Here is a 20,174-nt window from a genome sequence, read left to right as displayed (position 1 = left end):
TCACGAGTTCGCTCCCGTCAGGCTCAGGAAGACCTCGTCCAGGCTGGGGCTGCGCAGCGCCAGCTCGTCCACGGTGAGGCCGTGCTCGTCGAGGTCGCGGACGAGTTTCGCGAGCGCGCCGGGGTCGCTGACCGGGGCGGTGACGATCTCACCGGTCACCACGGCCGGCCCGGCGGCGACCCGGCCCACCGCGTCCCGGACCCGGGCGAGCTGGTCGGCGAAGGCGGGGCGGACGGTGACGGTCTGCGCGCCGGTCCGGGCCTTCAGCGAGGCGGGCGTGCCGGTGGCGATGACCCGGCCGTGGTCGATCACCACGATCTCGTCGGCGAGCTGGTCGGCCTCGTCCAGGTACTGGGTGGTGAGCAGCACGGTCACGCCGTCGCGGACCAGGCCGCGGACGATCTCCCACACCTCGTTGCGGCTGCGCGGGTCCAGGCCGGTGGTGGGTTCGTCCAGGTAGAGCAGGCGGGGGTGGCCGACCAGGCTGGCGGCCAGGTCGAGGCGGCGGCGCATGCCCCCGGAGTACTTCCCGGCGGCCCGGCCGGCGGCGTCCGACAGGTCGAAACGCTCCAGCAGGGTACGGGCCCGGTCGCGGGCGGCCGGACGGGAGAGGCCGAGCAGCCGGCCGATCATGAGCAGGTTCTCGGTGCCGGTCAGGGACTCGTCGACCGAGGCGTACTGGCCGGTGAGGCCGATCAGCCCGCGGACCTCGTGCGGCCGCCGGACCACGTCGTGGCCGCCGACGGTCGCGTGGCCGGCGTCCGGCGGGATCAGGGTGGCCAGCACCCGTACCGCGGTGGTCTTGCCGGCGCCGTTGGGGCCGAGCAGGCCGAGCACCGTCCCGGCCCGGACGGCCAGGTCCACGCCGTCCAGGGCGGTGGTGTCGCCGTAGCGTTTCACCAGGCCCTCGGCGACGATCGCGTTCGTGTCATCCATGGTGGAGACGGTGCCCGGCGGCGCTGACACGGCGCTGATGTGACAGTCGGCGCCGTGTCAGCGGGTATCAGAGCAGCCGGCCCAGATCCAGGAAGACGGTCTCGCCGGTGGCGTCGTCGATGCCGTCGTTGTCGGTGACCGTGTAGGTGCGGCCGTCACCGGCGACGGCGAGGCCCTCGACCTTGTCCTGCACCCAGCCGCCGTCCGCCCTCAGCAGCGGCAGCAGGTCCTGGTGACGGTGTCGTAGCGGCCGATCCGGGTGGTGTTCGCCGGGTCGCCCTTGATGGTGCGCTGCACTGCCACCCACACCGAGGCGCCGACCTCGGCGATGCCCTCCAGGCCGTTGCTGGTGATCGCGGCCGCGACGTCCGGGGACAGGGGGATCTCCTCCTGCACCTCGGCGCGCGCGTTCAGGCGTACCAGAAGGTTCTGACCCTCGACGGCCAGCCAGTAACCGCCCTGCCGGCGCACCACCAGGCCTTCGGCGTCGTAGCCCACGGGCGCTCCGTCCCTGGTCACGGTCAGCTCACTGTCGATCACGCCGTCGGCGGTGAGGCCGAGGACGCGGGTCGGCGAGTAGACGGCGTCGGTGACGGCGGCCAGCCGGTCACGCCTGCCGGGCACCGCCGAGAGGCCGGAGAGGGCGCCCCACGGGATGTCGTTCTTCGAGACGACCCGCTGGTTCTTCGAGGAGCCGATTCCGAACACCTGGACGGTGCCGCGGATGCCGATCGACGGGTCCTCCTCCTCGCTGGAGACGACGACCAGACCCCGCGACGGTACGGCGACGACGCCCTCCGGCCCGTTGGTGGTCGGGAGGAGCTGCCGGAATCTCGGCTTCAGCGGGTTCGACACGTCGTAGACGGCGGTGAAGTTGCCGCGCTCGGCGTTCACGAAGACGTACGGCACCCGGTTGAACACCCCGAACGCCACGTTCTCCGGCTCGATGCCCTTGGCGTCGGAGCGCTTGTCCGGGTACTGGCCGTAGGCGACGGCGATGTGCTCGAGGCTGTTGCCGGCGTCCCAGACGACTTTGCCGGTCTTCTTCGAGAAGATCGACCAGCCGCGCGAGCCGCCCTGGTAGTCGCCCTCGTTGGCGGTGGCGAACAGGTCGTCGGTGATCCAGGCGACGCCGTCCGGCTCCCGCTTGGCGGTGATCGTCCCGTCGAGGGTGATCCGGTCGTCGTCGGCGACATCGACGCCCTCGACCGTGACTTCCCCTGCCGGAAAGTCCGAGATAATCTTTTTGTCCCGCAATGACACCACGGCGAGGTGGTTGTTCTCCTGGAGCGAGACGACGGCCTCGTCGCGGGAGTTGACGCTGACGTACTCGGGCTCCGGATCAGTGGGCGCAACCGCCGACAAGCCGGACAGATCGACTCTTGAGACCGCCCACGTCCGGGTGTCGACGACGGCGAGCCACCCGGCCGGCGCCTGCGGGATCGCGCCGTCGTCGACGTCCTCGTCCCGCTCGTTCTCGATCGCGACCGCGACATAGCGGCCGCTCGGGGCGACGGCGACCGAGTCGGGCTGCCCGCCCAGGTCGATCTCACGAACGGTCTTCCGGCTCACGGCGTCGATCACGACCAGCTTGCCGGACGGGTCGGTGAAGCTGGTCCTGGTGTTGACACCGGCCAGCAGCAGACGGCCCAGGTGGGCGACCGAGGTGGGCTCGCCGCCGACCGCCAGGGCGCCGGCCGGCTTGGGCGCCGCCGGGTCGCTGATGTCGACGAAGCCGAGGCGTTTGCCCGGGCTGTCGGTGTATACGACCGTACGGCCGTCCTCGGTGACGGTGGAGATCTCCGCGGCCGCCGTGTCGCCGATCGACGAGTTCAGGTAGGCCGGGAAGGTGGAGAGCCGGCGGAATTCCGGGGCGCGGCCGTGTGCCGCCGCCGCGGACGGCACTGCCAGGACCGCGACGGACACGACCGCCGAGGTGGTACGGCGAATGGACATGCGCCCTGACTACGCGATGATCTTGTCCGGTTCGTGGACGTCAGACGAACGACGCGTGCCGACCGGTGTCCAGATGAGCAGAGCCAGGCTGAACCAGACATAAATGTTGCCGCCGATGAGCTCCAGCGGTGGCCGCGGCCGCTTCTCCCACAGCCACGTCACGTGCGAAGTCATCAGAAGGTACGCCGACCAGCCCAGATAGGGACGACCGTGGAGAATGCACAGGACCAGCGCCGGGATCAGCCACACGCAGTGGTGGATCCAGGTGACCGGGCTGATCAGGCAGCCCAGGATGCCGGTCAGCGCCAGGCCGCCGACCACGTCGTCGCGGCTCCGCGCCACCCGCCAGGCCCACACCGCCATGGTCGCGAGCACGCAGACCAGCCACACCCGTGACTCGACGACCTCGATCGGCAGCCGGGCCAGCAGGCCGCGCTCCGACTGGTTGGACAGGAAGTAGAGCAGGCCGACCCGGTTGGTGTCCCACAGCGCCGACGTCCAGAACTCCCGGGACTCGTCCGGGAAGATCGCCCCCGCCAGCAGGGTGGCCCCGGCCGCCGCGCCGATCGCCGTACCGAGGGCCCGCCAGCGCCGGGTGACCAGCAGGTAGAGGATGAAGACGCCGGGGGTCAGCTTGATCGCGGTGGCCAGGCCGATGCCGATACCGGCCCACCTACGGCCGCGGGCCAGCCCGAACAGCATGTCCCCGGCGACCAGCGCCAGCAGCAGCATGTTGACCTGACCGAAGGTGATCGTCTCGCGCACCGGCTCGAACGACAGCGCCAGGCAGACCGCCACCGACAGGGCGAACCACCGCGTCCAGCCCCGGCGCTCGATCTCCGGGCCGGCCAGCCAGTGCACCAGCAGCGCCGTGGTGGCCACCGTCATGATCGTCGCGACGGTCATCACGCCGAGCAGCGGCAGCAGCGCCATCGGGTACATGACCAGCCCGGCGAACGGCGGGTACGTGAACCCGTACGGGGTCCCCGGCCGCAGGAAGTCGTAGACCATGCCGCCGTCACGGAACCAGTAGACGATCGCCCCGTAGTAGACCCGGGAGTCGAAGTACGTGTTACGGAACCCGGCGATGACGATCAGCGTCACCGTGATCAACGCCAGGACGGCGACTATCGCTTTTCGCTTCATGCATAACTTTCCACGCTAGGTAACCGGCGAGCAGGGTCATCACGATCGCGCCCTGCGCCTTGGTGGCGAGGGCGAGGTTGTAGCCGTCCGGCAGGCACAGGGCGGCGGCCACCGCGGGCGGCGCCACCAGCCACCGGGTGTCGCGCCGGACGGTGGCGGCCAGGACGGCCAGCGGCCACAGCGCGTACCACGGATGGAACACCGGCGCGAGCAGCACGGTCGCGGCCAGCGCCAGCCCGGCCGACACCAGCGGGTCGCCGGTCCGGGCGCGGAGCCAGAGCACGATGAGCACCCCGGCCAGCGCGATCATCCCCAGGATCCGGGTGACGGCCACCGCGCCGGGCACGCCGAACAGCTCCAGCGTCATGCCGATCGCGGTCGGCGGCGCGGTCCACTGCACCGACACCCCGCTGCCCGCGAGACCGGACACCCAGCCCAGGCCCAGCCCGGAGCCGAACGAGACGGCCGCCAGCGCACCCGCCGCTCCCCCGGCGACCATCGCCTTCCGGGACAGCCCCGGGAACAGCAGCACCACGAACGGCAGCACCACGACCGCGGTCGCCTTCACCCCGACGGCCAGCCCCAGCAGGACCCCGGCCAGCAGCGGCCGGCGGGCGACGGCCGCGGTCAGCCCACCGACCATCAGCGCCACCATCACCGCCTCGTTGTGGGCGCCGGAGACCAGATGGATCGGTACGAGCGGGCACGCCAGCACCAGCCACACGGCACGCTCCGGCGGCACTCCGGCCCGGCGCGCGATCCTCGGGAGACACCAGCCGAGTGCCACGACGCCGAGCACGGCGATCAGACGGAGCAGGGCGACGGTCCCGGTGAGCGAGCCGCCCAGCTTCGCGGCGATCGCCGCCAGGACCAGGAACACCGGGCCGTACGGGGCCGGGGAGGTGCGCCAGGTCGGTGCCACGGCGTCGGCCCAGGGACAACCCAGAAGATCGACACCACCGGCGTACGGGTTGAGCCCGGCCGCCTGCTGCCAACCCTGACAGGCGTACGAGTAGACGTCGTAGCTGCCCAGCGGCAGAAACGGCAGCAGTGGCAGTGCCCACAGCCCGGCCGTGACGTAGGCCCACCGCAGGCTGGGGACCGCCCGTCGCCCGGCCCACCACGCGACGATCAGCAGCGCCGTGCCGAGCAGCCAGCAGAGTGGCAGCAGCACGCCCTCGCGCCCGGCCAGGATGGTGCGCGGCGTCACCGTGGGTTCCCACGGGCTGCTCGCGCCGCCCAGCCAGGCCGCTCCCGCCAGGAACAGACTCCCTGCCAGGCCCAGGTAACGGACGAGACGGGGACGGGGCATGACAGGGACCCTACCGTGACAGGCTGCTACCAGGATGGTGGCGGTAGGGTCGGCGGGATGTGGGTCCGGCACCGGGTGGAGTGGATCACCGCGCTGGCCGCGGTGCTCCTCGGCGCCGTCTACCTGCTGCTTCCCCCGATGGGCTCGGACCTCGCCGCCCAGGTCGCCCGGGCCGGCTTCTTCACCGAACACGGCGTCACCCCGGTCGATCTGCGCTGGTACGCCGGGGTCGAGCAGTTCGGCTACAGCCTGGTGTCACAGCCGGTGATGGCCCTGCTCGGGGTGCGGCTGACCGGCGTGCTCACCCTGGTCGCCGGACCGGTGCTGCTGGCGGTGCTGTTCCGCCGGACCGGCGCGGCCCGGCCCCTGCTGGGCGCCCTCCTCGGGGTGGCCGGGTTCGCCGGAAACCTGGTGAGCGGCCGGGTGACGTACGGCCTCGGGGTCTGCTTCGGCCTCGCCGCCGTGGCCCTGCTCACGTTCCCCCGTTGGCGCCGCCTCGCGGCTGTCCCCGCGTTCCTGGCCGGCGCGACCAGCCCGGTCGCCGGCCTGTTCACCGGCCTGGCCGGAACCGCCCTGATCCTCTCCGCCCTCCCCGGCGGCGGCCGCCGGCTCCGGGACGGGCTGCTGCTCGCCGTGCCGGCGGCGGTGCCGCTCGCGGTGACCGCGCTGCTCTTCGGTGACGGCGGATGGATGAACATCAGCCGCACCGACACCCTGCACGCCGTGGTGACCGGGCTGCTGGTGGCGCTGCTCGTGCCGCTGCGGCCGGTCCGGATCGGGGCGCTGCTGGCGTCGGCCGGGGTGCTGGCCGCCGCGCTGATCCACACCCCGGTGGGCCTGAACGCCACCCGCCTCGCGACGATGTTCGCCCTCCCCGTGCTGGCCGCCTACGCGACGTGGCCCCGGCGCGCGATGCTCCGTACCCCGATAGGCGCCGTTTCCCATGCGGGTGAGCGCGCGGTTCCTCGTACCGCTGAGGGGTTTGCGGAAACCTCGGCCACGACTCGCCGCTGGAGGCCGGCGCTCGCGCTGCTCGCGCTGCTCGTCGCGGTGGCGTGGTGGCAGCCGATGGTGGTGCCGGGTGACGTGCGCGACATCGGGAACCCGTCGGCGGACGACGCCTACTTCCGGCCGCTGCGGGAGCGGCTGGCGGCCGGGACGCTGACCGGGCGGGTGGAGATCCCGACCACCCGGTCCTACTGGGAGGCCGCCTCGATGGGCGGGATCCCGCTGGCCCGGGGCTGGCTGCGGCAGGCCGACATCGACCGGAACCCGCTGTTCTTCACCACGGTTCCGGGCGCTTCCGGGACCGGTGTAACGCTGACCCCCGACTCCTACCGGGCCTGGCTGGACGACGAGGCGGTCCAGTTCGTGGCCGTCCCCGACGTGGAGCTGGCGTGGCCCGGCCGGACGGAGGCGGAGATGGTCACCGCCGGTCTGCCGTACCTGTCGCTGATCTGGAGTGACGCCCACTGGCGGCTCTACGAGGTGGCCGATCCGCGCCCGATCGTGGCCGCCCCGGCGACACTGGTCCGGCAGGACGGCGCGACGATCGTCTTCGACGCGCCCGCGGCCGGCGAGGTTGCCGTCCGGGTGCGGCACCACCGCTGGCTGACCGCCTCCGGCGGCGCCACGGTGACCGCCGACGGCGAGTGGACCCGGGTCCGGGTCCCGGCCGCCGGCCGCTACACACTGACCAGCCGCCTGGTCCGGGCCTAGGAGCGGGCGCCCCTCTCGGCGCGTTTGCGCTCGCGCTGCTCGCGGGTGTAGCGCTTCCGGTTCTCCAGGTCGCGTTTCCACTGTTCGCGGGCGGGCTCGTCGCACCCCTGGACGGCGCCCCTGGTCTGTGCCGGGCCGATGAACGACCGGAAGGCCCAGTCGTCGAACGTCCGGTGGAACCACTCCGAGAACCTCGACACGACGCGCTCCTCAAACAGTTTGCAGGCCAATCATTGGTGCACCAACGATTGCTAGAGTAGCCGGTGATGAGCGAACCCGTGGAAGACCCGTTGGCGCTGGAGCAGCAGGTCTGCTTCGCGCTGTCGGTGGCCGCCCGCAGTGTCGTGGCGATCTACCGCCCGTTGCTGGAGCCGATGGGCCTGACCCATCCTCAGTACCTGGTGATGCTCGCCCTCTGGCAGCACGCCCCGCTCTCCGTGCGCCGCCTCAGCGAGCTGCTGCAACTCGACCCGGGCACGCTGTCCCCGCTGCTCAAGCGGCTGGAGGCGATCGGCTACCTGCGGCGCGAGCGGGACCGGGCCGACGAGCGCAGCCTCGCGATCACGCTGACCGGGCGGGGCCGGGAGCTGCGGGCCGAGGCGGAGCGGATCCCGCCCGCGGTGGTCGAGCGGCTCGGCATGCCGATCGAGGACCTTCGTCAGGTGCATACCGCACTGACAAGAGTGATAGCGGCCGCGACCGGCTGACACCCGCAGGCGTGACATCCGCCGCCTTGGATGGGCCGGGCTCGTTGGCAGATGCATGTGGGTCTGTATCGACTGCGGGGAACGGAACACCGGCACGCCGGACGAGTGCGCGGTCTGTCACCGCCCCCGCCCGGCGCCGCGGGCGGCCATCTGGGAGCCGCCCGAGCCACCGCCGCTCTGGATTCCGGAACCGGCCGATCCGGAGCCGAACGGGCCGCCGGCCCGCAGCCGGCTGATTCCCGCTCTGCCGATCGCCGTCCTGATCGCGGCGCTGGTGACGGCCGCCGTCATGGGCGGACCGCGGCTGCTGGGCCCGGACCGTCCCGCCCCACGGGCCGCACCGATCCCGAGCGCCGCGCCGACCACCCCGATCCTGGAGGACGACACGGTGGACCTGGTCACCGTGGCCGCGGCGGTCACCGATCCGCGGGCCGGCGACGTGGCGGACATGCTGGAGACGTACTTCACCGGGATCAACGAACGGGACTACCGGGCCGTCGCCGGGGTGCTCGACCCGGCCGGTGAGATCGACCCGGCGGACGCCCGGCAGATGGCGGCGTTCGCCGAGGGCACGTCGACGACCCGGGACTCGGACGTCGTCCTGGTCCGGCTGGCCGAGGCGGCGTCCGGGCGGCTGCGGGCCGAGGTGACCTTCCGCAGCGAGCAGAAGGACGGGCACGGGCCACCGGAACGGCTCGACGAGACCTGCACCCGCTGGCGGGCCGTCTACGTGCTCAGCACCGCCGGGAACACCTACCGCATGCTGCGCGGGGACGCCACCAACGAGCCGTGCTGATCAGGACTCCAGCACCCGCTCCATCGCGGCCCGGGACCGCCGGGTCAACCGTAGGTACCGGTCCACGAACTCACCCGGGTCGCCGCCGCCCAGCAGGAGCACCGCGCCCGCCAGCTCGACCCCGTGCCGGGGAAGCTGGTCGGTGGGGCGGCCGCGGACCAGGGTGAGGGCGTTGCGGACCTGGGCCGCCAGCGTCCAGCCGGCCGCCATCTCGGCCGCGTCCGGCTCGCTGACCAGGTCGGCCCCGGCGGCCTCGGACAGCGCCTCCAGGGTCCGGGTGCGGCGCAGCCCGGGCAGGTCGTGGGCGTACCGAAGCTGGGTGAGCTGGACCGCCCACTCGACGTCGGCGAGACCGCCCCGGCCGAGTTTGGTGTGCGTGTTCGGGTCGGCGCCGCGGGGCAGCCGCTCGGTCTCCACCCGGGCCTTGATCCGGCGGATCTCGACCACCTGCTCGCGGGTGAGGCCGCCGGAGGGGTAGCGCATCCGGTCGGCCAGCGCCTCGAACCGCTGCCCCAACTCCACGTCGCCGCAGACGAACCGGGCCCGCAGCAGCGCCTGCGCCTCCCACACCTTCGACCAGCGGTCGTAGTACTGCCGGTAGGCCTGGAGGCTGCGCACCAACGGGCCCTGCCGGCCTTCCGGGCGCAGGTCGGCGTCGACGCCCAGGGCCGGATCCGGGGCGGGGGCGTTGAGCAGCCGGCGCATCTCCTCGGCGATGGCGTGCGCCGCGGCGCTGGCCTCCCCCTCGGGGCAGCCGGCCGGCGGCTCGTAGACGAACAGCACGTCGGCGTCGGAGGGGTAGCTCATCTCGTACCCGCCGAGCCGGCCCATGCCGATGACCGCGAACCGCAGCCCGGCCGGGCCGGGCTTGGCGCGCCGGGCGATCCGCAGCGCCGCGTTCAGGGTGGCGTCGGTGACGTCGGAGAGGGCCACCCCGATGGCGTCGACGCCGAGCGGGCGGTCCGGGGCCAGGTCGCCGCCGTGGCTCAGGATGTCCGCGCTGGCCAGCCGGAACAGCTCCCGGCGGCGCAGCGCCCGGACCGCGCCGATGGCGTTCACCGGGTCGGTGTGCCGGTCGCCGGCCGCCGCGAACCCGTCCAGCAGCGTCTCCCGCGGCCGGGGCTGGAACTCGGCGTCCTCGGCGAGCAGGCGCAGCGCCTCCGGGTCGCGGGTGAGCAGGTCGGTGGCGTACCGGGAGAGGCTCAGCACCCGGGCCAGGCGGCGGGCCACCGGTCCGCCGTCGCGCAGCAGTCGCAGATACCACGGCGTGCTGCCCAGTTTGTCCGACACCTGCCGGTAGTTGAGCAGGCCACGGTCGGGTTCCGGGGCGTCGGCGAAGTCCTGGAGCAGCATCGGCAGCAGGGTGCGCTGGATCGCCGAGGTGCGGGTGACGCCACCGGTCAGCGCCTCCAGGTGCCGTAGCGCGGCGGCCGGGTCGGCGAACCCGAGGATCTCCAGCCGGCGGCGGGCCGACTCCGGGGTCATCCGCAGCTCCTCGGCGGGCACCCGGGCGACCGCCTCCAGCAGCGGCCGGTAGAGCAGCTTGACGTGCAGGCGGCGGACGTTGGCGGCGTGCCCCACCCAGTCGGACCGGAAGGCCTCGACGGCGTCCCGGCCGGGCACGGCGGTGTACCCCAGGGCGGCCGCGAGCCAGCGCAGTCCGTCCGGATCGTCCGGCACGGTGTGCGTACGCCGAAGGTTCTGCAGTTGCAGTCGATGTTCGACGCCGCGCAGGAACCGGTAGCCGCGCAGCAGCGTCTCGCCGTCCTCGCGGCCCACATAGCCGCCGGCGACCAGGGCGCGCAGCGCCGGAAGCGTGCCGCCGCCGCGCAACGTCTCGTCCACCCGGCCGTGCACGAGCTGGAGCAGCTGCACCGCGAACTCGATGTCGCGCAGCCCGCCCGGACCGCGTTTGATCTCCCGGTCCAGTTCCTTCTTCGGCACGTTGTCGATGATCTTGCGGCGCATGTCGCGGACGTCGGCGACCGCCTCGGGCCGCTCGGCCGCGTGCCAGACCAGCGGCGCCAGATCGGCGATCCACTCCTGTGCCAGGGCCAGGTCGCCGGCCGCCGGACGGGCCTTGAGCAGCGCCTGGAACTCCCACGTCCGGGCCCAGCGCCGGTAGTAGGCCTGGTGGCTGGCGAGGGTGCGCACGAGCGGGCCGCGACTGCCCTCCGGGCGCAGCGCGGCGTCGACCGGCCAGGCCACCTGGCCGCCGATCTCGATGATCCGGGCGGCGATCGTGGTGCCGGCGCTCAGATCCTCGTCGCTCGCGGCCACGAAGATCACGTCGACGTCGGAGACGTAGTTCAGCTCGTTGCCGCCGCACTTGCCCATCGCGACGACCGCGAGACGCGGCTCCGCCACGCTCTCCGGCAGGGCGGCCACCGCGATCGCGTAGGCGGCGGCCAGCGTCTCATCGGCCAGGCGGGAGAGGGCGGCCATAGTGGGTTCCAGCCCTCTGCCGCCGGTCAGGTCGGCTGCCGCGATTCTCAGAAGCGAGATCCGGTACGCGGTACGCAGTGCCGGAACGGTCAGCTCCGTGAAGTCGGCCAGCCCCCCGTCGGCGTCCGGTGGCCCGCCGCTCGTCCCGGTGGCCAGCATCCGCCACTCCCCCGGGTTGGCCACCAGCAGGTCGCCGAGGGTGGACGACGCGCCCAGCACGGCGAGCAGCCGCCGCCGCAGACCGTGGTCGTCGGCCAGCGCCCCGAGCAGCTCGCCGGGGTCGTCGCCGCGCCGCTCCACCGACTCGACGATGCGGTGCAGCTGGCGCAGCGCGAGGTTCGGGTCGGCGGCCTTGGAGAGCGCCTCGAGCAGCCCGGCGGCCTGCTCGTCGACCGGCGCCTGCGCCTCGGTGTCCCACAGCCGCAGCCCCTGCGGGCCGAGCAGGTCGGTGGCCCGGGCGCCGTTGTCGGCGAACCCGTAGCGGGCCAGGCGGGTGGGCCTGGTCATCACTGCCCCAGCAGTGGCAGGGTCCGGCCGACGACCTGGTTCGGGATGTCGGCGTCGGGCAGGGTGCCCAGCGCCAGGGAGGCGAAGCGGACCGCGAACGGCTGCCAGACCTCCTCCACGTCGGCGAGCGACCCGGCGGTGGCCAGCACCACGGCCTCCGGGTCGTAGCCGAGCTCGGCCAGGGTGGCGCTGTCCGCGCGCACCCAGTCGGCGATCATGTCGGCGTCGCACTCGATGTGGAACTGCAGGCCCCAGGCGCGGTCGCCGATCCGGAACGCCTGGTTCGGGTAGCGGGAGGAGGCGGCCAGCAGGGTCGCGTTCAGCGGCAGCTCGGTGATCTCGTCACGGTGCCACTGGGTCACGTCGGGCAGTAGCGGCACCCATTTGAACAGCGGGTCGTTGTCGGCGGCGTCGCGTTTGCCGACCAGCCCGGGACCGATCTCCGGCCCGGCCGTGCTGCGCTCGACGTGGCCGCCGTGCGCGATGGCCAGCAACTGCCCGCCGAGGCACACGCCGAGCGTCGGCACCCGGTGCCGGACCGCCTTGCGCAGCAGCCCCTCCAGGGCCGGGAACCAGGGGGCGCCGGGGGTGCCGTCGGCCGCCGGGTAGGCGTTCTGCTCGCCGCCCAGCACGATCAGGGCGAGATAGCCGTCGAGCATCTCGGGAAGCTCGTCACCGGCGTGCGGCCGGAGCACGGTGAGCTCCAGGCCGGCTTCGGTCAGCCAGTCGCCGAGGCGCCGGGCGTCGTCACTGGGGTCGTTCTCGATGACTAGAGCGGTGGCCACCCGTCGAGGCTAACCGTTGCCGCCCGCGGAAACACCGACAGGACGCTGTCGGGACGCTTGACCAGAGTGGTCCCTGGTTCCGACCACGAGTTCCTAGGAGAAGACGATGACAGCGGTCAACCAGATCGGGTGGTTCCAGATCGGCACCGACCAGCCGGAGGCGGCCGAGCGGTTCTACGGCGAGCTGTTCGGATGGACCTTCGCCGACGACGAGACGGCCGGCGCCGCCTACCGGATCATCACCACGCCGGGTGAGGGCGGCCTCCAGGGCGGCCTGGCGAACAGCGGGGGCCCGAACCACGCGGTCTTCTCGGTGGTGGTGGCCGACACCGAGGCCACCTGCCGGCAGGCCGAGGCGGCCGGCGGCAAGGTGCTGGTGAAGCGGACCACGGCGGACGGGCTGACCCTCGCCCACGTGCTCGACCCGTCGGGCAATCAGTTCCAGATCTTCACCCCGCCCGCGGGCTGAGATCGCCGGTCAGGCTGAACGGGGACAGGTGGTGCGGGATGTCCAGGCCGGTCTCGCTGAGCGGCCGGTGCCGCACCGCCTCCCGGGTCGGTGTCGCCGTGGTGATCCGGTCCGGCCGGAACACCCGCACCGCGTCCCGCAGCCGGCACCAGGCGATCAGATACCAACGGTCGCCGATCCCGGCGTAGCCGAGCGGCTCCACCTCCCGCTCGGTCACGGCGCCGTGGCGGTCGGAATAGCCGATCCGGAGCACCCGGTCCACTCCGACGGCCCGGCCGGCCAGCCGTGGCACCGGAGTCGGTGGCGGGTCGCCGGCCAGGTGGATCCGCTCGGCCAGGGCGCGCGCGGCCGCCACGTCCTCCGGGCGCATGGCGGCGACCAGTTTGTGCAGCGCGGTGACCGCGGGCTGCCGGAACGGAGTCCCGCCCATCGAGCGCAGGGCGAGGGCCATGGCGACCGCCTCCTCCGGGGTCAGGTTGACCGGCGGCAGCGTGTGCGAGCGGTCCAGGCAGTAGCCCCCGGTGCGGCCGGTCTCGGCGTAGACCGGGGTGCCGGACTGCTGGAGTGCCGAGATGTCGCGCTCCACCGTGCGCACGCTGACCTCGAAGCGCTCCGCCAGCCAGCGGGCGCTGCGCGGGCGGGGCGCCACCGCCCGCAGCTCCTCGACGAGCGCGTACAGCCGATCCGTTCGGTTCACCCCTCGCACGCTAGAGCGGGGGTACGACAGAAACAGTTCTCGCCTACGCTGCCGGCATGACGACGAGCGAGTCCGCCGGCATCCGGGTGTCCACACTGGAGCTGTTCTTCGATCTGGTCTTCGTCTTCACCGTCACCCAGCTCGCCGACGCGCTCGCCCACGATCTGTCGCCGCGCGGCCTGATCGACGCCACGCTGATCCTGGCCGTCGTCTGGTGGATGTACTCGGGATACGCCTGGCTCACCAACGCGGTGGCGCCGACCACCACCCGGCGCACCCTGCTGCTCGCCGGGATGGCCGGGTTCCTGGTGATGGCGCTGGCCATCCCGGAGGCGTTCGGGGCGTACGGCTGGATCTTCGGCGTCAGCTACCTGCTGGTGAACGTCGTCCACTCGGTGCTGTTCCTGCACGCGGGCCCGGCGGCGGTCCGGATGATGCGCACTCTCGGCCCGCTCAACCTGCTGGCCGCCGCCCTGGTGCTGGCCGGCGGCCTGCTGCCGGAGCCGTGGCGGCACCTGTGCTGGATCGCCGCGCCGCTGGTGCAGATCACCGCGGGTTACGTGCACCCGGCCGAGATGCACTCGATCTCCGCGGGCCACTTCGCCGAACGGCACAGCCTCGTCATGATCATCGCGATCGGTGAGTCGATCATCGCGATCGGGCTGGGCTTCCGGGAGGTGCACCTGGACGGCGGCGCGATCCTGGTCGCCGTTCTCGGCCTGGGCATCGCCTACTACCTGTGGTGGTGCTACTTCGCGGGCGACGACAAGCGGGCCGAGCACGTGCTGGCCGGCATGTCCGACCCGCTGCGCCGGGCCCGGCTGGCACTGAACGCCTGGGGCTACGGGCACGTGCCGATGCTGCTCGGCATCGTGGTCACGGCGGTGGGCGTCAAGAAGACGGTGGGGCACGCGTTCGAGCCGTTGCACTGGGGGCCGGCCTTCGCGCTGAGCGGCGGCGTGGCCCTCTATCTGCTGGGGCACGCCGCCTTCCTGCGGCTGCTGCGGCTCTCCGGGGTGTGGCACCGGGTGGCCGGGGCCGCGCTGGTGCTCGCGGTGACACCGCTCGGCCATCTGGTCGCGGTGGCGCAGCTGGCCGCGATCCCACTGATCATGGCCGCCGGGGCGATCGCGGAGGATCTGCCCCGGATCCGTCGTCTGGGCATGGCCGAAGCCATCGGTGACTTCGGCCGTAACGCGGGCTAGATCAAGCGATGCAGGCGCAGACGATAAGCGCGGCGCCGAAGTGCGACGCGGCGCTGACCAGTGCCCCCGGGTGCTTCTCCTGGGTGCAGATGACCTCGCCCAGCTTGCCCGGGGTCAGCCAGTCCAGCACCAGGAAGGCCAGGCCCATGATGCCGATGCCGACCAGGCCGAACAGCGCGGTCGAGGCCAGCCCTTCACCGAACGAGTCCCACGTGGTGAAGATCGAGGTGAAGACGATGGCGGCGATGCCGAGCTGATTCGAGGCCAGCAGCAGCGCGGCGTTCGGGTTCTTCTCCACCCAGATCAGGTCGCGCAGCTTGCCCGGCGTGAGCACATCGATCAAAACGAACCCGACCGCCATCAACCCGATGCCGATCAGCCCGAACACTATGCTGCGCCCGGCGCCCTCGAGCAGTTCCTCCAGCACGGCAAACTCCCTTGTCCCGAAATCGTCGACCCAGACCGTATCGGAGCCGATCTACCACGTCGATCGGCCGTATCGATCATGGTGGTGACGTTTTTCGGTCAGGAGGCGCTGTACCAGAGGAGGCCGCATGCCGGGGTGTGGCCGACGAGAGGCTCGGAGGTCTTTGGATGGTGGCATCGGAGGACCTCGACGCCGTCGTCTCCGCGGCGCAGGCCGGGGACGAGGAGGCGTTCCGCCGGCTCTACCGGGCCCAGCAACCGGCGCTGGTGCGCTACCTCCGGGTGCTGGTCAGCGACGACGCCGAGGACGTCGCCTCCGAGTCGTGGTTGCAGATCGCCAGGGACCTGCGGAAGTTCTCCGGCGACTGGGACGGGTTCCGGGGCTGGACCGCGACGATCGCCCGGCACCGGGCCATGGATCTGCTGCGCGCCCAGCGACGCCGGCCGCAAGTCGGTGTCCCAGTCGAGTTCCTGGCCGAGATGAGCGCCGGCGACGACACCGCCGACCGGGCCCTGGAGCTGGTCACCACCGAGGACGCGGTGGCCCTGATCGCGTCGCTGCCGCCGGAGATGGCCGAGGCGGTGATGCTGCGGGTGGTCGTCGGGCTGGACGCCACGAGCACCGGCCGGATCCTCGGGCGCCGGGCCGGGGCGGTCCGGACCGCCGCGTACCGGGGGCTGCGCCAGCTCGCCGCCAAGCTCGCCCAGCGGGACCCACGGCACCCACCCGAGCCGCCCCGATCCCCCTCCTGGAAACCCGCTGTGACGACTTCGGCAGCCGCGGCGCTGAAGGAGATGAGATGACCAGCGACGAGGAGTGGACCCCGATGGACCGGACGACCGCGGAGAGCCTGCTGCGCGGCGACCGGACCGGGCTGCCCCTGGACCGGGTGCTGGCCGCCGCGAAGGCTCCCGCCACCGCCCGGGAGCTGGCCGGTGAGGCCGCCGCCGTGGCGGCGTTCCGGGCGGCCACCGCGTCCTCCGCCGGGCGCACCCGCAGATTCCCGGTCGTCTGGTCGGCCTTGTCGAAGCTGCTCACCGTCAAGGTGGCGGCGGCCGCCTTCGCGACGACCGCGACGGTCGGCGGGGTCGCCCTGGCCGCGAACAACGGAACCCTTCCCGGCCCGGTCAGCGCACCGGCGGCGTCCGTCTCACCGAGCGCGGCGCCCGAGCCGAAGCCGTCGCCGTCCACGTCGCCCACACCGTCCGCGTCGCCCACACCGTCCGCGCCGGCCCGCCCCCGGTCGTCCGGGTCGCCGGGCGCCGGCCCGGACCGGGTCGCCGACCTCTGCCGCGAGTTCACCCGCCACGACCGGGAGAACCGCCGCCGCGCGCTGGACGACGAGCGCTTCCGCGAACTGGTCCGGCGGGCCGGCGAGAAGGACCGTGCCCGGGTGGAGGGGTTCTGCGGCATCCGCCCCAGCGGTTCGGTCAACACCCGCCCCAGCGGTTCGGTCAGCACCCGCCCCAGCGGTTCGGTCAGCACCCGCCCCACCTGGGACGGCGACCGGAGGCCGCCGAACCGGCCGAGGACACACGGCGGCATGGGGCCACGCCGCGAATGAGCCGGCACCCGGTGGACCGGATCTGGGGAACGGGCGGTCCACCGGGTGCCTTATCGGTCAGTTGCCGGTTATGGGTCGCCCCCACCCTGCGCCCGGCGGCTGCACCAGCCAGACGGCGGCGGCTCGGACACCGCCGCCGTCTGGCGCCTACAGAGAAGGGCCGGGAGCGCACACTCCCGGCCCTTCTCTCGTTCCGTAGGCTCAGAGCGCGCCCAGGTACCGCTGCCGCTCGTACGGCGTGACCTCGCGGCGGAACTGCTCCCACTCGGCCCGCTTGTTACGGAGGAAGAAGTCGAAGACGTGCTCGCCGAGCACCTCGGCGACCAGCTCGGAGCCGGCCATCACCTCGATCGCCTCGGACAGGTTCTCCGGGAGGGCGTCGTAGCCCGCGGCCTTGCGCTCGGCCGGCGACAGCGACCAGACATCGTCCTCGGCGCCGGGGGGCAGCTCGTAACCCTCCTCGATGCCCTTGAGGCCGGCGCCGAGCATGACCGCGAAGGCCAGGTACGGGTTCGCGGCGGAGTCGATCGACCGGACCTCGACCCGGGCCGAGCTGGGCTTGCCGAACGCCGGCACCCGGACCAGCGCCGACCGGTTCAGGTGGCCCCAGCTCACGAACGCCGGGGACTCGGTGATCCGGTCCGGCAGCTGGAGCGGGAAGAGCCGCTTGTAGGAGTTCACCCACTGGTTGGTGATGGCCGTGTACTCCCGGGCGTGCACCAGCAGACCGGCGATGAACGCGCGTGCCGTCTTGGAGAGCCGCTGCGGGTCCTCGCTGTCGAAGAAGGCGTTGCGCTCGCCCTCCATCAGCGACAGGTGGGTGTGCATGCCGGAGCCGGGCTGATCGGTGTACGGCTTCGGCATGAAGGTGGCCTTGACGCCCTGCGACAGCGCCACCTCCTTGACCACGTGCCGGAACGTCATGATGTTGTCGGCCGTGGTGAGCGCGTCCGCGTACCGCAGATCGATCTCCTGCTGGCCGGGCGCGACCTCGTGGTGGCTGAACTCGACCGAGATGCCGATCCGTTCCAGGGCCAGCACGGCCTGGCGGCGGAAGTCGCGGGCCACCGCGTGGGTGGTGTGGTCGAAGTAGCCGCCGCTGTCCACCGGGACCGGCACCGAGCCGTCGTTCGCCCCGTCCTGGATCAGGAAGAACTCGACCTCGGGGTGGGTGTAGAAGGTGAAGCCCTTCTCGGCGGCCTTGGCCAGGGCGCGGCGCAGCACGTGGCGCGGGTCGGCCCAGGCGGCGCTGCCGTCCGGCATGAGGATGTCGCAGAACATCCGGGCGCTCTCGCCGCTGGAGCCGCCCTCGAACGGGAAGACCTGGAACGTGGTGGGGTCCGGCATGGCGATCATGTCGGACTCGTAGACCCGGGCGAAGCCCTCGATCGCCGAGCCGTCGATGCCGATGCCCTCCTCGAAGGCGGACTCGAGCTCGGCCGGAGCCACCGAGACGCTCTTCAGCGTGCCCAGGACGTCGGTGAACCAGAGCCGGACGAAACGGATGTCGCGCTCCTCGAGCGTGCGAAGCACGAACTCCTGCTGTCGGTCCACTGCCACCCCTCGTCCGGATGTCTACCTATCGAGGTGAGACTACGCTGCGCGCCCCCTGTGACGTCGGCCCGGGTCAGGATCCATTCCCGGTTCTCCAGGGAAGAATGAGGGCATGCCCACGCTGCGCATCGCCCTCGCTCAGGTGAACTCGACAGTCGGTGACATCTCCGGAAACGCGGCCGCCGTGCGCCGTTGGACACGGGAGGCGGCCGGCGCCGGCGCGCACCTGGTGGCGTTCCCGGAGATGATGCTGACCGGCTACCCCATCGAAGATCTGGTCTTCCGCAACTCCTTCGTGGAGGCCTCCCAGCGGGCGCTCCGATCGCTGGCCGCCGATCTCGCCGCCGACGGGCTGGGCGAGGTGGCCGTCGTGGTCGGCTACGTGGACGCCGACGGCCCGGCCGCGATCAGCTCCGACGCCGAGCCCGGCGCCGGCCGGCGGGACGCGTCCGCGCTGCTGCACCGCGGCGAGGTGGTGGCCACCTACTACAAGCACCACCTGCCCAACTACGGCGTCTTCGACGAGGACCGGTATTTCGAACCCGGCGACACGCTCACCGTGGTCCGGCTCGGCGGGGTGGACGTGGCGCTCACCGTCTGCGAGGACATCTGGCAGGCCGGCGGGCCGTTCACCGCGGCACGACGGGCCGGCGTCGGGCTGGTCGTCAACATCAACGCCTCGCCGTACGAGCTGAACAAGGACGACGTCCGGCTCGCGCTGGTCCGGCGGCGCGCCGTCGAGGCGGGCGCCACGGTCGCGTTCGTGAACATGGTCGGCGGGCAGGACGAGCTGGTCTTCGACGGCGACTCGATGATCGTGTCCGCGGAGGGGGAGCTGCTCGCCCGTACCGGTCAGTTCGTCGAGGAGCTGTTGGTCCACGACCTGGACCTTCCGCGGGCGGTCGATGGGCCGCCGGCCCCGGAGCACGGCGACGGGATGCGGATCGGCCGCCGGGAGATCGCCCTCAAGACGGACATTCCGCACCAACGTCGCAGCGGCGGCGTCGCCGACCGGATCGAGGACGCGGCCGAGATCTGGTCCGCCCTGGTCCTGGGCCTGCGCGACTACGTGGACAAGAACCGCTTCCGCTCGGTGATCCTCGGCCTCTCCGGCGGCATCGACTCCGCGGTGGTCGCCGCCATCGCCGTCGACGCCCTCGGCCCGGAGCGGGTGGTCGGCGTCTCACTGCCCAGCGGCCACTCGTCGGACCATTCCCGGGACGACGCCGCCGACCTGGCCAAACGCACCGGCCTCGACTACCGCACCGAGCCCATCCAGGCGATGGTCGACGGCTTCCTGGCGAACATGTCGCTCTCCGGCCTCGCTGTGGAGAACCTCCAGGCCCGGGTCCGCGGCGTGGTCCTGATGGCGCTCTCCAACCAGGAGGGCCACCTGGTCCTGACCACCGGGAACAAGAGCGAGCTGGCGGTCGGCTACTCGACCCTCTACGGCGATTCGGTCGGCGGGTTCAATCCGCTCAAGGATGTGCCGAAGACCATGGTGTGGCAGCTCGCACGATGGCGGAACACGCAGCCCGGCACGCCCCCGATCCCGGAGAACTCGATCACCAAGGCGCCGAGCGCCGAGCTGCGCCCCGGCCAGAAGGACTCCGACTCGCTGCCCGACTACGAGATCCTCGACCCGATCATCAAGGGGTACGTGGACCGCGACCTGGGCCGCGACGAGCTGATCGCGGCCGGCAACGACCCGGCCCTGGTCGACCGGACGCTCCGCATGATCGACCTCGCGGAGTACAAGCGGCGCCAGTCCGCCCCGGGGACCAAGATCTCCGGGAAGGCGTTCGGCCGTGATCGTCGCCTCCCCATCACCAACCTGTTTCGTGAGGGACGAGGATTTTAGTTCCTTTTCAAGGGCGAGGGCTGGGGTGGTCGGATGGAAAGTGCGAGGATGTGCGGACCCGGGGACCGCATCCACGCGGCCTCGAGGG

Annotated in this window: 19 protein-coding genes; 8 read left to right on the top strand and 11 right to left on the bottom strand. The window is 72.3% G+C overall.

The genetic code is table 11. The features are described 5' to 3' along the window. From IEZ13_RS24065 to mptB, 5 genes are all read right to left on the bottom strand, one after another. Nucleotides 1-936, bottom strand: a complete 936-nt coding sequence (locus tag IEZ13_RS24065) for an ATP-binding cassette domain-containing protein (RefSeq protein WP_183226077.1) — start codon at nt 934-936, stop codon at nt 1-3. A 67-nt stretch (nt 937-1,003) separates the two neighbouring features. After that, nucleotides 1,004-1,129 carry a hypothetical protein gene (locus tag IEZ13_RS47545; protein ID WP_260179625.1) on the bottom strand — a complete coding sequence of 42 codons (126 nt, stop codon included), beginning with the start codon at nt 1,127-1,129 and terminating at the stop codon, nt 1,004-1,006. A 17-nt stretch (nt 1,130-1,146) separates the two neighbouring features. Next, nucleotides 1,147-2,892 carry an esterase-like activity of phytase family protein gene (locus tag IEZ13_RS24060; protein WP_203833928.1) on the bottom strand — a complete coding sequence of 582 codons (1,746 nt, stop codon included), beginning with the start codon at nt 2,890-2,892 and terminating at the stop codon, nt 1,147-1,149. 9 nt (nt 2,893-2,901) lie between these two features. Then, a complete protein-coding gene (locus IEZ13_RS24055) occupies nt 2,902-4,038 on the bottom strand; it encodes a glycosyltransferase 87 family protein (RefSeq protein ID WP_183226078.1) in 1,137 nt (378 codons plus the stop codon). After that, nucleotides 3,965-5,350 (bottom strand): polyprenol phosphomannose-dependent alpha 1,6 mannosyltransferase MptB, encoded by a 1,386-nt coding sequence (gene mptB, locus IEZ13_RS24050; protein WP_183226079.1) that lies wholly within the window; start codon nt 5,348-5,350, stop codon nt 3,965-3,967. Before mptB ends, IEZ13_RS24055 begins: the two co-directional genes overlap by 74 nt. A gap of 57 nt (nt 5,351-5,407) precedes the next feature. Between mptB and IEZ13_RS24045 the strand changes: the two genes are divergently transcribed. Then, the gene (locus IEZ13_RS24045; protein WP_183226080.1) at nt 5,408-7,069 is read left to right on the top strand and encodes a hypothetical protein; all 1,662 of its coding nucleotides are present in this window, start codon (nt 5,408-5,410) and stop codon (nt 7,067-7,069) included. Here the strand turns inward: IEZ13_RS24045 and IEZ13_RS24040 are convergent. Then, nucleotides 7,066-7,269, bottom strand: a complete 204-nt coding sequence (locus IEZ13_RS24040) for a hypothetical protein (RefSeq protein ID WP_183226081.1) — start codon at nt 7,267-7,269, stop codon at nt 7,066-7,068. The two genes, IEZ13_RS24045 and IEZ13_RS24040, sit on opposite strands and share 4 nt — an antisense overlap. Nucleotides 7,270-7,335: 66 nt before the next feature. On the opposite strand from IEZ13_RS24040, the gene IEZ13_RS24035 reads away from it, so the two are divergent. Further along, nucleotides 7,336-7,776, top strand: coding sequence for a MarR family winged helix-turn-helix transcriptional regulator (locus IEZ13_RS24035; protein ID WP_183226082.1), 441 nt, complete (start codon nt 7,336-7,338; stop codon nt 7,774-7,776). 55 nt (nt 7,777-7,831) lie between these two features. Further along, on the top strand, nt 7,832-8,572 hold the full coding sequence (locus IEZ13_RS24030) for a hypothetical protein (protein ID WP_183226083.1): 741 nt from the start codon (nt 7,832-7,834) through the stop codon (nt 8,570-8,572). Here the strand turns inward: IEZ13_RS24030 and IEZ13_RS24025 are convergent, their stop codons facing one another. Together IEZ13_RS24025 and IEZ13_RS24020 are read right to left on the bottom strand one after the other, a co-directional pair. Next, complete coding sequence (locus tag IEZ13_RS24025; protein WP_183226084.1) at nt 8,573-11,524, bottom strand: bifunctional [glutamine synthetase] adenylyltransferase/[glutamine synthetase]-adenylyl-L-tyrosine phosphorylase; 2,952 nt, start codon at nt 11,522-11,524, stop codon at nt 8,573-8,575. After that, nucleotides 11,524-12,309, bottom strand: coding sequence for a type 1 glutamine amidotransferase (locus tag IEZ13_RS24020; protein WP_183226085.1), 786 nt, complete (start codon nt 12,307-12,309; stop codon nt 11,524-11,526). The genes IEZ13_RS24025 and IEZ13_RS24020 overlap by 1 nt, the downstream gene beginning before the upstream one ends. Before the next feature lie 106 nt (nt 12,310-12,415). Between IEZ13_RS24020 and IEZ13_RS24015 the strand changes: the two genes are divergently transcribed. Further along, nucleotides 12,416-12,778 (top strand): VOC family protein, encoded by a 363-nt coding sequence (locus IEZ13_RS24015; protein WP_183226086.1) that lies wholly within the window; start codon nt 12,416-12,418, stop codon nt 12,776-12,778. Here the strand turns inward: IEZ13_RS24015 and IEZ13_RS24010 are convergent. Next, nucleotides 12,759-13,475 carry a helix-turn-helix transcriptional regulator gene (locus IEZ13_RS24010; protein WP_183226087.1) on the bottom strand — a complete coding sequence of 239 codons (717 nt, stop codon included), beginning with the start codon at nt 13,473-13,475 and terminating at the stop codon, nt 12,759-12,761. The two genes, IEZ13_RS24015 and IEZ13_RS24010, sit on opposite strands and share 20 nt — an antisense overlap. Nucleotides 13,476-13,531: 56 nt before the next feature. Here IEZ13_RS24010 and IEZ13_RS24005 point away from each other — a divergent pair, with 56 nt between their 5' ends. After that, complete coding sequence (locus IEZ13_RS24005) at nt 13,532-14,680, top strand: low temperature requirement protein A (RefSeq protein ID WP_183226088.1); 1,149 nt, start codon at nt 13,532-13,534, stop codon at nt 14,678-14,680. Between the two features lies 1 nt (nt 14,681). On the opposite strand, the gene IEZ13_RS24000 is transcribed toward IEZ13_RS24005, so the two are convergent. Continuing rightward, nucleotides 14,682-15,107 (bottom strand): DUF350 domain-containing protein, encoded by a 426-nt coding sequence (locus tag IEZ13_RS24000; RefSeq protein WP_183226089.1) that lies wholly within the window; start codon nt 15,105-15,107, stop codon nt 14,682-14,684. A gap of 167 nt (nt 15,108-15,274) precedes the next feature. Between IEZ13_RS24000 and IEZ13_RS23995 the strand changes: the two genes are divergently transcribed. Both IEZ13_RS23995 and IEZ13_RS23990 read left to right on the top strand, forming a co-directional pair. Further along, complete coding sequence (locus IEZ13_RS23995) at nt 15,275-15,910, top strand: RNA polymerase sigma factor (RefSeq protein ID WP_183226090.1); 636 nt, start codon at nt 15,275-15,277, stop codon at nt 15,908-15,910. Beyond that, nucleotides 15,907-16,671: a hypothetical protein gene (locus IEZ13_RS23990; RefSeq protein ID WP_183226091.1), complete on the top strand. Its 765-nt coding sequence runs from the start codon at nt 15,907-15,909 to the stop codon at nt 16,669-16,671. Before IEZ13_RS23995 ends, IEZ13_RS23990 begins: the two co-directional genes overlap by 4 nt. A 201-nt stretch (nt 16,672-16,872) precedes the next feature. Here the strand turns inward: IEZ13_RS23990 and IEZ13_RS23985 are convergent, their stop codons facing one another. After that, on the bottom strand, nt 16,873-18,225 hold the full coding sequence (locus IEZ13_RS23985) for a glutamine synthetase family protein (RefSeq protein WP_183226092.1): 1,353 nt from the start codon (nt 18,223-18,225) through the stop codon (nt 16,873-16,875). Between the two features lie 112 nt (nt 18,226-18,337). Between IEZ13_RS23985 and IEZ13_RS23980 the strand changes: the two genes are divergently transcribed. Next, nucleotides 18,338-20,086, top strand: coding sequence for an NAD+ synthase (locus tag IEZ13_RS23980; RefSeq protein ID WP_183226093.1), 1,749 nt, complete (start codon nt 18,338-18,340; stop codon nt 20,084-20,086). The last annotated feature ends 88 nt before the right edge of the window (nt 20,087-20,174 follow it).

It is taken from the genome of Actinoplanes campanulatus, assembly GCF_014647795.1.
GTDB lineage: Bacteria > Actinomycetota > Actinomycetes > Mycobacteriales > Micromonosporaceae > Actinoplanes > Actinoplanes campanulatus.
Note: the sequence above shows the minus strand (reverse complement) of the source record. Positions and strands in the feature narration are given on the sequence as shown.